We start from the raw sequence: 14,700 nt of genomic DNA, 5'->3' as shown, positions 1-14,700 counted from the left end.
CTGTTTCACCATTTAAAGACAGCAACTGGACGAAGCGAACATGAAGAATTTGTGGAACGACGACGCGGCCGAGAAACTTGTCGCCGAGTATGCGAAAAAGGGTGTCGGCCGCGACCTGGCCTTGCGCGTCTACACGACGAGGCTGCTCGGCGGCGAACCGCGGCTGGTCCTGCATGGCGGCGGCAACACCTCTTGCAAGACCAAGGCGACCGACCTGCTCGGCGATGAATGGGATGTGCTGTGCGTCAAGGGCAGCGGCTGGGACATGGCCGTCATCGAGCCGCAGGGACTGCCGGCGGTCAAGATGGGCGCGCTGCTCAAGGCGCGCGCGCTGAACAGGCTCGCCGACGAGGACATGGTCGCCTTGCAACGCGCCAACCTCATCGATCCGTCATCGCCCAACCCCTCGGTCGAGACGCTGCTGCATGCTTTCCTGCCGCATAAATTCGTCGACCACACGCATTCGACGGCCATCCTTGCCATCGTCGACCAGGAAGACAGCAAACCGCTGGTCAAGGCGGTCTTCGGGAGCAAGATGGGCTACGTGCCCTACATCATGCCCGGCTTCGACCTCGCCAAGGCAGCGGCCGACGTCTTCGACGCCGACCCCGATGTCGAGGGCCTGATCCTCGACAAGCACGGCATCTTCACCTTCGGCGACGATGCCAAACAGGCCTATGACCGGATGATCCACTATGTGAACGTCGCCGAGGACTATGTGGCCAAGAATGCCAAGCCGAAGGCGGCAAAGGCGGCATTGCCGGCAAAGCTCGCGACGCCGGCGGCCATCGCTCCTATGTTGCGCGGCGCCGTGGCCGTGGCGCGCGGCGAAGGCCGCTTCGATCGCATGATCAGTGATTTCCGCACGTCGCCGGCCATCGTCGACTTCATCAATTCGGCTGATATCGCCGACTATGCCGCACGCGGTGTTTCGACCCCCGACCTGTCGATCCGCATCAAGACCGGGCCGATGGCGGTGCCGGCGCCCGATGCCGACAAGGTCGGTGACTACAAGGCCGTGATCAAGAGCCATGTCGACGCCTTCGCCAGGGACTATCGCGCCTATTTCGAAACCAATGACGCGCTCGACGACGTCAAGCGCACCATGCTCGACCAGATGCCGCGCCTGACGCTGGTGCCGGGGCTCGGCATGTTCGGCCACGGCCGTACGCTGAAGGACGCCAGGATCGCCTCCGACGTCGGCGAGATGTGGATCGAGGCGGTACGCGGCGCCGAAGCGGTCGGCCGTTTCCATCCGCTCTCCAAGGCCGATCTTTTCCCCTTGGAATACTGGTCGCTGGAACAGGCCAAGCTTGCCTCCAACAAGCCGAAGCCGCTGACCGGCCAAGTGGTGCTGATCACCGGCGGCGCCGGCGCGATCGGCGCGGCGACAGCCAAGCTGTTCGCCGACAATGGCGCCCATGCGGTGGTCGTCGATCTCGATGGCGACAAGGCCGCTGACGCGGCGAAGAAGGCCGGCAACAACTCGGTCGGCGTCGCCGCCGATATCACCGACCCGCATCAGGTGCGGGCCGCCTTCGACAAGGCGGTCGCCGTGTTCGGCGGCGTCGACATACTGGTGTCCAATGCCGGCGCCGCGTGGGAAGGCCGCATCGGCGAGCTCGACGATGCACTGCTGCGCAGGAGCTTCGAACTCAATTTCTTCGCCCACCAGTCGGTGGCGCAGAACGCCGTGCGCATCATGCTCGAACAAGGCACCGGCGGCGTGCTGTTGTTCAACACCTCCAAGCAGGCGGTCAACCCGGGCCCGAAATTCGGCGCCTACGGCGTGCCCAAGGCGGCGACGTTGTTTCTCTGCCGGCAATACGCGCTCGACTATGGCGCCCACGGCATCCGCTCCAACGCCGTCAATGCGGACCGTATCCGCTCGGGCCTTTTGACCGACGCCATGATCGCCAGCCGCTCGGGCGCGCGCGGCGTGTCGGAGAAGGAATACATGTCCGGCAATCTGCTCGGCCAGGAAGTGACGGCGCAGGACGTGGCGCAGGCCTTCCTGCATCATGCGCTGGCCGAGCGGACCACCGCCGATGTGACGACGGTCGATGGCGGGAATATCGCCGCGGCGCTGCGGTAGGCATACCCTTCTCAACCCTAACCTTGCCGTAAGGCAGGGTTAGGGTTCGAGAAGAGAAGAATCCTAACAAATATTGTTAATTCTTGTGAGGTGCGCTATATAGTCGGCATGAAAACCGAGCCGATGCGAACCCTCACCATCTCGCTTACCGCGCAGCAAGCCGCGCGCCTGCAAAGCGCCGTCGAAGGCGGCGGATATGCCTCCAACAGCGAGATTGTCCGCGATGCCTTGCGCCTATGGGAGCAGCGGGAGGAATTGCGCCTCCTGGAGCTCGAGCAGTTGAAACGAGCCTATGCCGACGGCATGGCCAGCGGCAAGCCGGTGGGAGTCGAACCCGCCGAGTTCATACGCGGCTTGAAAGCAGAACGCCGCGCCCGTGGCTAGATACCGATTCACGCCGCGCGCCGCGCAGGATTTGCGAGACATCTGGCACACAATAGCAGTCGACAATGAAAAGGCAGCCGACAAGCTGCTTGTGCGCATCTTCGACAAGCTGGAACTGGCGGCGCAGCATCCCAAGATGGGGACGGCCCGGCCCGAGTTAAGTGTCACAGCCCGCGTGCTCATCGAAGGTCGCTATATCGTCATTTACGAGCCGCAGCCTGAAGGCGTTCTAGTCGTAGCGATTGTCCACGGCATGCGCGATCCCGAACACTGGCTGTAGCTCGCAGGGGCTAAGGCTTCAGGTAAAGGAGCGGCGCGGGCGCCGCTCCTTCCGTGCCAGAGAGCAGGTCTACTTGGCGTTCGGGTTCGGCATCCAGGCCGGCATCGCGACATCGGCATGGGCGAATTGCGGCAGCTTGGCCGACAGGTCCTCCATGTTCTTGATGTCCTTGTCGATGAGATCCTTCTGCGTGATCAGGGTCGGCGGCACGACGACATTATGGCCGGGGTCTTCACCGGCGAGCAGCTGCGCCAGCGCGCGCACCGAGACCTGGCCGACGACGGCCGGGTTGGTCGCGGCGGTCGCTGCCCAGGCGCTGTCGGGCTCGCGCATCGCGGCGATGTCGGAGGTCGAAATGTCGGCCGAATAGATCTTGATGCCCTTGTTGAGGCCGGCCTCGTCGACGGCGATCTTCACGCCTTTGGCGAATTCGTCATAGGGGGCGAACATCACCTTGACGTCGGGATGAGCCGACAGCACCGACCGCGCCTGGTTGGCGACCGAGTTGGCGATCGGATTGTCCAATGTGCCGAACATCGCGACTTCCTTGATGCCGGAATACTTCTTCTTGACGTCGACCCAGGTTTCGTTGCGGCGGTCGAGCGGCGCGATGCCGGCGACATAGACATAGCCCGCATTCCAGCTCTCGCCATTGTCCTTGACCGCCTGCTCGAGCGCGAGGCGCGCAAGGTCGCGGTCGGACTGCTCGATCTGCGGGATCTTGGGGTTTTCGACATTGACGTCGAAAGCCACCACCTTGATGCCGGCGTCGACCGCGCGCTGGGCGGCGTCCTTCATCGATTCCGTCAGGCCGTGCTGGATGATGATGCCCTGCACGCCGAGCGCGATGGCCTGGTCGACCATGTCGGACTGAAGGGCTGCGTCCTGGCGGCTGTCGAGCACGCGCAGGTCGATACCGAGTGCCTTCGACTGCGCCTCGACGCCGGAGAGATAGGCCTGGAAGAAATCGCCGGTCGAGAGATAGCGCACCAGCGCGATCTTGACGCCGGGCTTGTCGAACGGCGCCGGCCTGTCCGCCGCCAGCGCCGGGAACTGCATCAGCATGGTTGCGCCGGCAAGCCCGAGCGCCGCCTTCCCCAGAAGTCTTCTTGTGATGTTCATTTTGTTTCCTCCACTCTCTTGTTAAACCCAGATCCTGTTCCGGTCGGATGCTATCCCCTGCCCCTGCCGGAGAGGGCAAAGGTAAAGACAAGGGCGACGACCAGAACCACGCCCTTGACGAAATCCTGCGTGTAGTAAGGCGCGTTCATCATGGTCAGCCCTTGCAGCAGGATGCCGACGAACAGCGCGCCGACGGCGGTGCCGAAGGCGTTCGGCTTGGCGGCGCCGAGCACCGCGTAGCCGATCAGCGCCGCGGCAACCGCATCGAGCAGCAGATTATTACCCGAGGCGATATCGCCTCGTCCAAGCCGGGCAGCGAGCAAAATGCCACCGATCGAGGCAAAAACTCCTGAAATAACGTAGGCCCAGATCTTGTATGCCTTGACAGGCGCGCCGGCGAGTTCGGCGGCGCGCTCGTTGCTGCCGACGGCGTACATCATGCGGCCGAAACGGGTGTATTCGAGGAAGAACCAGATCAGCACCGCCAGCACCAGCAGCACGACGACCGACACCGGAATGAGGTTCGGGATGAAGAAATCGAAGCGGTGGCGGCCGAGCGCCAGGAAGGCGTCGCCGAACTTGCCGTTGGCGACCGAGCCGTCGGGCATGGTCATGCCGGTCGCGATCGAGCGGCCCTCGGTCGGGATCCGTTGCAGGCCGACCAACAGGAACATCATGCCGAGCGTCGCCAGCAGATCGGGCACGCGCATATAAACGATCAGCCAGCCATTGATCAGGCCGACGACGGCGCCGATCAGCAGGCAGACGACGACCGCGACGAGAGCGTTCTGCTCCAGCACCACCATGACATAGGCCGCAGCCATCATGGCTGACGTGGCGACGGAGCCGATCGACAGGTCGAAGCCGCCGACCACCAGCGTGGCGGTGACGCCGAGCGCCAGCACGCCGGTGATGGCGACGGACTGGAAAATGAAGACGGCACTTTGCGGCGAGACGAAACCGTCGGCGGCGATCGCGAAATAAGCGACGAGCCCAAACAACAGGACGATGAAACCGTAGCGTATGGCGTGGTCGCGCAGCGTCACCCGGCGCTCCCGCGCACCGCTGCCGCTTTTACTCGTCTCCATGCGATCCATTCCAATTCTCATCGTCGGTTCTTCAATTGCAGCCGTCAGGCCGCGCTGTGCAAAGGCCCGCCGGCCACTTCGGCTAGCAGGCGATCGAGATCGATGTCGGCGTTGCGATGTTCGCCGACGATGGTCTGCTCCGACATCACCAGGATACGATCGGCCGTCTCCAGCGCCTCGTCGAGTTCGGTGACGAACAGCAGCGTGGCGCGGCCGTTGGCGCTTGCCCTCAGCTTGGCGGCGATGTCGCGCCTGGCCGAAATGTCGACGCCCTGAAACGGCTCATCGAGAATAAACAGCCTTGCATCCTGCGCCATCCAGCGGGCGACCATCACCTTCTGCTGATTGCCGCCGGAAAGGGTGGGCATTTCGTCCTTCTCGGAGCGGCAGACGATGCCGAGTTCCTCGATCTGCCGGCGCGCGGTGGCGCGCTCCAGGCGGCGCTTGAGGACGCCGAAATTCGACATGCGCTTCAGGAACGGCAGGCTGACATTGCGCTCGATGTTGAAACCGCCGACGATGCCGCTGGTGGCACGATCCTTGGCGACGAGAAAGACGCCGGCGGCAATGGCCTCGCCGGCCGAACCCGGAGCATAGGGCTTGCCGCCCATCGTCATGGTGCCGGCAAGCGGCCGGCGCATGCCGAACAGCGTCTCGGCAAGTGCTGTCTTGCCGACGCCGACCAGGCCGGTGATCGCAACGATCTCGCCGTCGCCAAGCGTCAGCGATATCGGCCGGGCGCCCTGGGCGATGCGCAGGCCTTCGACCGTCAGGATCGGCTTGGCCGAATTCCTGGCGACGATGCGGTCGAGATGGATCTTGCGGCCGAGCATGGCATTGACCGCACCTTCATAGTCGAGCGGCTTCCTGTCGAAGACACCGGAGACGACGCCGTCGCGCATCGAGACGATGCGGTCGGCAAGCCGCCTTATGTCGGACATGCGGTGCGAGATGTAGAGGATCGCCACGCCTTGCGCGCGCAGCCTGTCGGCCAGCGCAAAAAGCCGATCGGCTTCCGCGCTCGATAGCGACGAGGTCGGTTCGTCGAGGATAAGCACTTTCGGCTGGTGCGCCAGGGCGCGGGCAATCGCCACCATCTGGCGATCGGCCAGCGAGAGATCGCTGACGCGTGCCTTCAAGTCGATCGCCAGGCCCATGCGGTCGGCAACCGCCTTGGCTTCGCGGCGCACGCGGACCGGGTTGAACAGAACCGGTGCGCCACTGCCGCTCAGCCTGTCCAATGTCAGGTTGGTGGCCACGTCGAGATCGGCGACGACACCGTCATTGATGTTCTGGTGAACGGTGACGACGCCGGCGCGGATCGCTTCCGCCGGTTTTCCCGGCGCGAAGTCCTGGTCGGCCAGGGTCATGGTGCCGCCATCGCGTTCGTAGACGCCGCTGACGATCTTGACGAGGGTGGATTTGCCGGCGCCGTTGGCGCCCATCAGCACGGTCACTTCACCGGCATGGAGTTCGAGCGAGACGCCGCCGAGCACCTCGTTGCGGCCAAAGGATTTCCTCAGTCCCTCTACGCGGAACACGGCATTGCCGACCATGCGCTCCTCCCTGACCACGACGCTATGGGCTATGTCGGCAATTGTCAACACGATTGACAATTGCCAGGCAGCTTCCTAGCTTGGCCCAGCCGCTAAGGCTCCCTTATGATGGGAGCGCACAGGCGGGAGGGAGAAGAATGACTGGAAAATCGCCGTTCGAAGCACTGTCGGTGGAGACGCTTTCAACGCGCCTCGGCACGAACGAGGCGCTGTGCGCGAAGATCGGCAAGGACACGGGTGCCTGGAGGGTCCGCGAGGTCGGTGACGGCAACCTGAACCTGGTGTTCATCGTCGAGGGCGCCAACGGTGCCGCCGTGGTCAAGCAGGCCCTGCCCTATGTCCGGCTGGTCGGCGACAGCTGGCCGCTGCCGTTGAAGCGCTCTTTCTTCGAATATCATGCTTTAACCCGCCAAGAGGCGCGCGCGCCGGGCTCGGTGCCGGCCATCTATCACTTCGATGAAGGCCAGGCGCTGATCATCATGGAATTTCTGTCGCCGCACATCATCCTGCGGCGGGCGCTGATCGAAGGCCGGCAGTTGCCGAACATTGCCCGGGATATCGGCCTGTTCATGGCTCGCACGCTGTTTCGTGGTTCCGACCTGTCGATGGCGACCAAGGACCGCAAAGCCGACCTGGCGCTTTTCGCCGACAATGTCGAGCTCTGCGACATCACCGAGAACCTGGTCTTCTCCGACCCCTATTTCGACGCCAGGATGAACCGGCACACCAGTCCGCAGCTCGACGGCCTCGTTGCCGAGCTCCGCGCCGACCGCGACCTCAAGGTGGAGGCGCAGCGGCTGAAGCACGTCTTCGCCGCCAACGCCGAGACGCTGCTGCATGGCGACCTGCATTCGGGGTCGATCATGGTCACCGACAGTCAGACGCGGATGATCGATCCGGAATTCGCCTTTTATGGCCCGATGGCGTTCGACGTCGGCATGCTGCTCGCCAATTTCTGGATGTCGTTCTTCTCGCAGCGTGGACATGAACAGCAGGGAACGCGCGATGCCATGCGCGCCTATCTGCTCGATGTCACGCTAGAAACATGGTCGGTGTTCCGCGCCGAGTTCTCGCGTCTGTGGCGCACCGAACGCACCGGCATGCTCTACCAGCAGAGCCTGTTCGAGGACCAGGGCGACAGGCTGGGCGCCGAGCAGGCGCTCGACCATGTGCTGCACCAGATCTGGACCGATCTGCTCGGCTTTGCCGGGATCGAGGTCCACCGGCGTATTCTCGGCCTCGCCCACAATGCCGATTTCGAGACTATTGCCGACGAGGATCTGCGCGCCAGTTGTGAGGCGAAGGCGCTGAAATTCGGCCGCCACATCGCCGTCAACCGGCGCCATATCCACAGCATCGACGAGGTCAATCAACTGGCCGCGCTGATCGAACAGGAGAACGGGATTTGAACGTCGGCGAGCGCCACTACCGCACCATCTGGCTGAGCGACGACGGGCGATCGGTGGAGATCATCGACCAGCGCTGGCTACCGCATGATTTCCGCATCGAAAGGATCGGCAACGTTGCCGGGATCGCCACCGCCATCCGTGACATGTGGGTGCGCGGCGCGCCGCTGATCGGCGTCACCGCGGCCTATGGCGTCGCCATGCAGATGGCGGACGATCCGTCGGATGCCGCGCTGGATACCGTCTGGGAAACATTGCACGAGACACGCCCGACAGCGATCAATCTGCGCTGGGCGCTCGATGAGATGCGGCGTTTCCTCAAGCCGCTGCCAACCGAGCAACGCGCCGAGGCGGCTTACAAGCGCGCGGCCGATATCGCCGACGAGGATGTCGGCCTCAACCGCGCCATCGGCGCCAACGGGCTCGAGATCATCAAGGCGATCGCCGCGCGCAAGCAGCCTGGCGAGCCGGTCAACATCCTGACCCATTGCAATGCCGGCTGGCTGGCGACCGTCGACTACGGCACGGCGACGGCGCCGATCTACCTGGCTGTCGAAGCCGGCATTCCGGTCCATGTCTATGTCGACGAGACGCGGCCCCGAAACCAAGGCGCCCAGCTGACCGCCTGGGAGATGGCCGGCCACGGCGTGCCGCACACGCTGATCGTCGACAATGCCGGCGGCCACCTGATGCAGCGCGGTGCGATCGACATGGCTATCGTCGGCACCGACCGCACCACCGCCGACGGCGATGTCTGCAACAAGATCGGCACCTATCTCAAGGCGCTTGCCGCCGCCGACAACAACGTGCCGTTCTATGTCGCCTTGCCGTCGCCGACCATCGACTGGACGGTGCATGACGGGCTGGCCGAGATCCCGATCGAGCAGCGCTCGGGCGACGAGGTCTCGCTGGTCTGGGGCAAGACCGCCTCCGGCGAGATCGCCCAGGTGCGAGTCTCGCCCGAGGCGACGCCCGCGGCAAACCCGGCCTTCGACGTGACGCCGGCACGGCTGGTGACCGGGCTCATCACCGAGCGCGGGGTTGCCAAGGCCTCGCGCGAAGGCCTGAAGGCGATGTTCCCCGACAGGGCTTGATCCGCCGCAACCTTCAAGCACCACTGCGACCTGGACGGCGTGAGATGCCGGCGGGCCAACGCCGCTCTCTGTCCCGCCAACGTTTCGGGAAATTTCCACACCGCTGAAACCGCATCATGACGGTCTCGGACGATTTCAGTTGCCAAATGGTGGTAGAGTGATCATACCAGATGATGAGATGGCGACCGGCAAAGCCATCATCGCGGATCAGGAGCAAGAGATGACGACAATTGCGCTGTTTGGAGCCGGCGGGAAAATGGGATACCGCCTTTCGACCAATTTTCGCGGTTCGCCCTACACGATACGGCATGTCGAGGTCAGCGACGCTGGCCGCGAGCGGCTGAAGAGCGGATTGGGCTTCGATACGGTCAGCGCCGATGAGGCGTTGCTTGGCGCGGATGTCGTGATCCTGGCTGTCCCGGACACCCATATCGGCAAGGTCGCGACCAACATCGAGAGCAAGCTTGCGCCGGGCACCATGGTCATCGTGCTCGACGCGGCGGCACCTTTCGCCGGACATTTGCCGAAGCGGCCGGACCTGACCTATTTCGTCACGCACCCCTGCCATCCGCCGATCTTCAACGACGAGACCGACATGGCCGCCAAGAAAGACTATTTCGGCGGCGTCAAGGCAAAGCAGCACATGGTCAGCGCCCTGATGCAGGGGCCTGAAGAGGATTACGCCAAGGGCGAAGCCATCGCGAAAATCATCTGGGCGCCGGTGATGCGCGCGCACCGGGTCACGGTCGAGCAGATGGCGCTGCTCGAACCTGGTCTGTCTGAAACAGTATGCGCCTCGCTGCTGGTCGTCATGAAGGAAGCCGTCGACGAGGTGGTGGCGCGCGGCGTCGACCAGCAGGCGGCGCTCGATTTCCTGCTCGGCCACATGAACGTGCTCGGTGCCGTCATCTTCGGTGAAACCAAGGGCGTGTTCTCCGATGCCTGCAACAAGGCCATCGAGTTCGGCAAGCCAGTGCTGATGCGCGACGACTGGAAGCGCGTGTTCGAGCCGGAGGAAATCGCAGCCAGCATCCAGCGGATCACCTGAGACGGGACCTTCTTCCTTCTCCCCTGGTGAGACTGGCATCGGCCGGCCGCTCATCCGGTACATGTCACCTGAATTTGTGGTTGACTCATCATACCAGTTGCCTTAGCTGTTTTTAAGATGCCGGCCACACGAACTTGCTGGCGATTGGGAGGCTTGGGCGGTGGAGGGGCGCCCCAGAGACTGGGATCACACGGTGGACCCGTTCAGCGGCGGCCGACAGGCAAAGTTGCTGCGACGGAACCTGATCCAGGTCCGCATACGCCCGAAACGAGATCAGACACCGGTCCGGGCAGCAGGCTCGGGCTTCTTTTTCAAAATGGGAGGACTTCATGAAACTTACACGCAGAATGACGCTCGCGGCTTTCGCCGGCGTGCTGGCGCTTGGCACGGCGGCACCCGCCTTCGCGGCCGACCTGATCGCCATCATCACCCCATCGCACGACAATCCGTTCTTCAAGGCGGAAGCCGTCGGCGCCGAGGCGAAGGCCAAGGAGCTCGGCTATGAAGCGCTGGTGCTGGTCCACGACGACGACGCCAACAAGCAGTCCGAACTGATCGACACCGCTATCGGCCGCGGCGCCAAGGCGATCATCCTGGACAATGCCGGCGCCGATGCCACCGTCGCCGCCGTGCAGAAGGCGAAGGACGCCGGCGTCCCCTCGTTCCTGATCGATCGCGAGATCAACGCCACCGGCGTCGCCGTGGCGCAGATCGTCTCCAACAACTACCAGGGTGCCCAGCTCGGCGCGCAGGAGTTCGTCAAGCTGATGGGCGAGAAGGGCAATTTCGTCGAGCTGGTCGGCAAGGAATCCGACACCAATGCCGGCATTCGCTCCAAGGGCTATCACGACGTCATCGACGACTATCCGGACCTGAAGATGGTCGCACAGCAGTCGGCCAACTGGAGCCAGACCGAGGCCTATTCCAAGATGGAATCGATCCTGCAGGCCAATCCCGACATCAAAGGCGTCATCTCCGGCAACGACACGATGGCGATGGGCGCCTATGCGGCGCTTGCCGCGGCCGGCCGCAAGGATGTCATCGTCGTCGGCTTCGACGGCTCCAACGACGTGCGCGACTCGATCACCTCCGGCGGCATCAAGGCGACTGTCCTGCAGCCGGCCTACGCCCAGGCGCAGATGGCGGTCGAGCAGGCCAGCGACTTCATCAAGAACAAGAAGTCGCCCGAGAAGGAAAAACAGCTGATGGACTGCGTGCTCATCAACGGCGACAATGCCGCCAAGCTGGAAACCTTCGCGCTCAAGAACTGAGCCGGCGCAATGCAAACAGCGAGGGGCGAACGCAGGTTCGTCCCTCGCCTTCATTTCACTTTCCGGGTGCCTCTGACCGCCATGCCGAACAAGCCGAACTGGCCGACTAAAGCGATTTGGCCGATCCTGGTCCTGAGCGCCGGGATCGGCCTCGGCGCCTGCAAGATCCTGCCGACGCCATCGGCGCAAGGCGATGGCAATGCGGCTGCCTTTAGCCCGGACAAGATGGTCGGGGACATCTGGGCCGCGAAGGTCATTCCTTACCTGCGGCAGAAGGCCGGGCCGTTTGCCGAGGTTCACGCCCTGGCGAAAACCGATCCCGCGGCCGCCGGCGCCAAATATGGCAATCCCAAGAAGCAGGCGAATTCGCCATGGACCTTCGCGGTCCGCGTCGAGGGCAAGATTGTTGCCGCCAATACGCAGTCGCGCGCGGCGACAATGGACATCGACATCGACGGCGACGGCAAGGCGGATGCCCGCGTCCAGATCGGACCGGCCATGCGCGGAACGGCGCTGCGCGACAGCCTCGACTTCGTCCAGTTCAACGATTTCACCAACCAGATCGACTTCGCCCAGTTCGGCAAGGCCTTCAATGCCCATGCCGACAAGACCGTGCTTTCCAAGCTGCCGCGCGAGGCGCTGGAAGGCCGCACCGCCAAGGTGCTCGGCGCCTACACGATCGAAAGCGGCCAGGACCTGCCGCTGGTGACACCGGCGGAGGCCGAGATCGGGCCGAAACCATGAATGCGGCGGCCGGTCACGACATTATCCTGAAGCTGGAAGACATTTCGAAGGTCTATGCCGGCACAGTGGCGGTCAAGCATGCGAATTTCGAGGTACGCAAGGGCGCGGTCAACGTGCTGGTCGGCGAAAATGGCGCCGGCAAGTCGACACTGATGAAGATCATCGCCGGCGTCGAGCAACCGACAGCCGGGCGCATCCTGCTGGAAGGCGAAGAGGTCTCGTTCTCGTCGTCGGGTGACGCGGTGAATCGCGGCATCGGCATGGTGTTCCAGGAGCTGAACCTGTTCGGCAACATGACGGTGGCCGAGAACATCTTCGCGACCCGCGAGATCACCAACCGGTTCCGCAAGATCGACCGCAAGGAGCAGGAGCGGCGGGCGGGTGAATTTCTCGAGCGGCTGGAAGCCGGTATCCGGCCGGACATGCTGGTCGAGGATCTGCGCATCGGCCAGCAGCAACTGGTCGAGATCGCCAAGGCGGTCTCGCTCGATGCGCAGATCCTTATCATGGACGAGCCGACCTCGGCGCTGAGTGCCGCCGAAGTCGAGATCCTGTTCAAGGTGATCGCCGACCTCAAGGCCCGCGGCGTGGCGATAGTCTACATCTCGCACCGCCTGGAGGAACTGATCCGCATCGGCGACTACATCACCGTGCTGCGCGACGGCCGCATCACCGGCCAGGAAGAGATGGCAAAAGTCGATACGCAGTGGATCGTGCGGCAGATGATCGGCTCGGACGCCAAGGATTTCGCTAAGGCTGACGGCCATGTGCCGGGCGAGGAAATCTTCCGCGCCGAGCAGATCTGCCTGCCGCGCGTAACCGGCGGACTGGCGGTCGACCACGTCTCGCTGTCGCTCAGGGCCGGCGAGATCCTCGGCATTTATGGGCTGATGGGCGCCGGGCGCAGCGAGCTGTTCGACTGCATCATGGGCCGCCACGGCCACGCCAGCGGAACGATCTTCATTGCCGGAAAACAGGTGAAGGAGCGAGACACGACAAGACGTATCAAGCGCGGGCTGGCGCTGATCCCCGAGGATCGCCAGCGCGAAGGGCTGGTGTCGATCCTTTCCGTGGCCAGCAACCTGACGCTGGCGAGCCTGTCCCGTTTCGTGCGCCTGTTCCATATACGCGGCGGCGCCGAGAAGCAGGCCGTGATGCAGATGGTGCGGGAACTGGCGATCAAGGTCGCCAATCCCGCCCAGGAAGTCTCCTCGCTGTCGGGCGGCAACCAACAGAAGGTGGTGATCGGCAAGGCGCTGCTCACCGGACCCAAGGTGCTGCTGATGGACGAGCCCAGCCGCGGCATCGATGTCGGCGCCAAGGCCGACGTCTTCCGCACCATGCGCAAGCTGTCGCGCGAGGGGCTCGGCATCCTGTTCGCCACCTCCGATCTCGACGAGGTGATGGCCCTGTCAGACCGCATCGCGGTGATGAGCAATGGCAAACTGACCGGCATGTTCGACCGCGCCGAGGCGACGGAAGCGGCGATCGTCGCCGCGTCGGCGCTCGGCCACGGACCGGTCCCGCACACGGAGAACATCGCCCATGACTGACATCCCGGCCAAGGCGGCTGCTCCTTCCGCTTCCAGCGGCTCCATGCTTTTGACGCTGATGAAGCTCAGGACCTTCATCGCGCTGATCGCCGTGCTGGTGTTCTTCTCGATCGCGGCGCCGAACTTCCTGTCGGCCGCCAATTTGATCCTGATGGCCAAGCACGTGGCGCTCAACGCCTTCCTCGCCATGGGCATGACCTTCGTCATCATCACCGGCGGCATCGACCTCTCGGTCGGCTCGATCGTCGGCCTGTGCGGCATGGTGGCCGGCTATCTCGTGCTCAACGGCGTCGACCTGCAATTCGGCTACACGATCTATTTCAACGTGGTCGAGATCGCGTTGATCACACTGGTGGTCGGCATAGCGATCGGCGCCGTCAACGGATTGCTGATCACCAGGCTCAATGTCGCGCCGTTCATCGCCACGCTCGGCGTGCTCTACGTGGCGCGCGGCCTGGCGCTGCTGTCGTCGGACGGGCGCACCTTTCCCAACCTCGTCGGCAAGCCGGAACTCGGCACCACCGGCTTCGGCTTCCTCGGCGCCGGCCGGCTCCTCGGGCTGCCGGTGTCGATCTGGATCCTGATCGTGGTGGCGCTGGGTACAGCCTATCTCGCCAGGTACACGCCGCTCGGCCGCCACATCTTCGCCGTCGGCGGCAACGAGCGCGCGGCGCGGATCTCGGGCGTGCGCGTCAACATGGTCAAGATGTTCGTCTACATGTTCTCCGGTTTTTGCGCTGCGATCGTCGGCCTGATCATCTCGTCGGAGCTGATGGCCTCGCATCCGGCGACGGGCGAGAGCTTCGAGCTCAATGCCATCGCCGCGGCGGTGCTTGGCGGCACTTCGATGTCGGGTGGCCGCGGCACGATCGGCGGCACCATCGTCGGCGCCTTCGTCATCGGCATCCTGTCGGACGGGCTGGTGATGATGGGCGTGAGTTCTTTCTGGCAGATGGTCATCAAGGGCCTCGTCATCATTGTCGCCGTCGTCGTCGACCAGGCGCAGCGCCGGCTCCAGCAACGCGTCACGCTGATGCAGATGGCAAAGGCGGGCTGATC

Annotated in this window: 13 protein-coding genes; 10 read left to right on the top strand and 3 right to left on the bottom strand. The window is 63.9% G+C overall.

From position 1 onward, the window contains the following. The first annotated feature begins 40 nt into the window (after positions 1–40). From NKI49_RS10865 to NKI49_RS10855, 3 genes are all read left to right on the top strand, one after another. Positions 41–2,095 (top strand): bifunctional aldolase/short-chain dehydrogenase, encoded by a 2,055-nt coding sequence (locus NKI49_RS10865; protein WP_352695628.1) that lies wholly within the window; start codon positions 41–43, stop codon positions 2,093–2,095. Between the two features lie 108 nt (positions 2,096–2,203). Next, positions 2,204–2,479 (top strand): ribbon-helix-helix domain-containing protein, encoded by a 276-nt coding sequence (locus tag NKI49_RS10860; RefSeq protein ID WP_352598812.1) that lies wholly within the window; start codon positions 2,204–2,206, stop codon positions 2,477–2,479. Next, the gene (locus tag NKI49_RS10855; RefSeq protein WP_352598813.1) at positions 2,472–2,759 is read left to right on the top strand and encodes a type II toxin-antitoxin system RelE/ParE family toxin; all 288 of its coding nucleotides are present in this window, start codon (positions 2,472–2,474) and stop codon (positions 2,757–2,759) included. The genes NKI49_RS10860 and NKI49_RS10855 overlap by 8 nt, the downstream gene beginning before the upstream one ends. 69 nt (positions 2,760–2,828) lie before the next feature. Here NKI49_RS10855 and NKI49_RS10850 read toward each other — a convergent pair whose 3' ends face one another. The 3 genes from NKI49_RS10850 to NKI49_RS10840 all read right to left on the bottom strand — a co-directional run bounded on the left by NKI49_RS10850 (position 2,829) and on the right by NKI49_RS10840 (position 6,525). Then, positions 2,829–3,881, bottom strand: coding sequence for a substrate-binding domain-containing protein (locus NKI49_RS10850; protein WP_352598814.1), 1,053 nt, complete (start codon positions 3,879–3,881; stop codon positions 2,829–2,831). A 50-nt stretch (positions 3,882–3,931) separates the two neighbouring features. Then, positions 3,932–4,927, bottom strand: a complete 996-nt coding sequence (locus tag NKI49_RS10845; RefSeq protein WP_352598935.1) for an ABC transporter permease — start codon at positions 4,925–4,927, stop codon at positions 3,932–3,934. 86 nt (positions 4,928–5,013) lie between these two features. Then, on the bottom strand, positions 5,014–6,525 hold the full coding sequence (locus NKI49_RS10840) for a sugar ABC transporter ATP-binding protein (RefSeq protein WP_352598937.1): 1,512 nt from the start codon (positions 6,523–6,525) through the stop codon (positions 5,014–5,016). A 137-nt stretch (positions 6,526–6,662) separates the two neighbouring features. On the opposite strand from NKI49_RS10840, the gene mtnK reads away from it, so the two are divergent. The 7 genes from mtnK to NKI49_RS10805 all read left to right on the top strand — a co-directional run bounded on the left by mtnK (position 6,663) and on the right by NKI49_RS10805 (position 14,698). Continuing rightward, positions 6,663–7,934 carry an S-methyl-5-thioribose kinase gene (gene mtnK / locus NKI49_RS10835; protein ID WP_352598815.1) on the top strand — a complete coding sequence of 424 codons (1,272 nt, stop codon included), beginning with the start codon at positions 6,663–6,665 and terminating at the stop codon, positions 7,932–7,934. Continuing rightward, complete coding sequence (mtnA, locus tag NKI49_RS10830; RefSeq protein WP_352598816.1) at positions 7,931–9,025, top strand: S-methyl-5-thioribose-1-phosphate isomerase; 1,095 nt, start codon at positions 7,931–7,933, stop codon at positions 9,023–9,025. Before mtnK ends, mtnA begins: the two co-directional genes overlap by 4 nt. Positions 9,026–9,245: 220 nt before the next feature. Next, entirely contained in the window at positions 9,246–10,073 is an 828-nt protein-coding gene (locus tag NKI49_RS10825) for a phosphogluconate dehydrogenase C-terminal domain-containing protein (RefSeq protein ID WP_352598817.1), read from the top strand. A gap of 329 nt (positions 10,074–10,402) precedes the next feature. After that, the gene (locus NKI49_RS10820) at positions 10,403–11,344 is read left to right on the top strand and encodes a D-ribose ABC transporter substrate-binding protein (RefSeq protein ID WP_027023079.1); all 942 of its coding nucleotides are present in this window, start codon (positions 10,403–10,405) and stop codon (positions 11,342–11,344) included. Between the two features lie 81 nt (positions 11,345–11,425). Beyond that, on the top strand, positions 11,426–12,088 hold the full coding sequence (locus NKI49_RS10815) for a DUF2291 family protein (protein ID WP_352598818.1): 663 nt from the start codon (positions 11,426–11,428) through the stop codon (positions 12,086–12,088). After that, on the top strand, positions 12,085–13,641 hold the full coding sequence (locus NKI49_RS10810; RefSeq protein WP_352598819.1) for a sugar ABC transporter ATP-binding protein: 1,557 nt from the start codon (positions 12,085–12,087) through the stop codon (positions 13,639–13,641). The genes NKI49_RS10815 and NKI49_RS10810 overlap by 4 nt, the downstream gene beginning before the upstream one ends. Further along, on the top strand, positions 13,634–14,698 hold the full coding sequence (locus NKI49_RS10805; protein WP_352598820.1) for an ABC transporter permease: 1,065 nt from the start codon (positions 13,634–13,636) through the stop codon (positions 14,696–14,698). Before NKI49_RS10810 ends, NKI49_RS10805 begins: the two co-directional genes overlap by 8 nt. Positions 14,699–14,700 lie beyond the last annotated feature (2 nt).

The sequence above is a fragment of the Mesorhizobium sp. M0587 genome, assembly GCF_040320945.1.
Lineage (GTDB): Bacteria > Pseudomonadota > Alphaproteobacteria > Rhizobiales > Rhizobiaceae > Mesorhizobium.
Note: the sequence above shows the minus strand (reverse complement) of the source record. Positions and strands in the feature narration are given on the sequence as shown.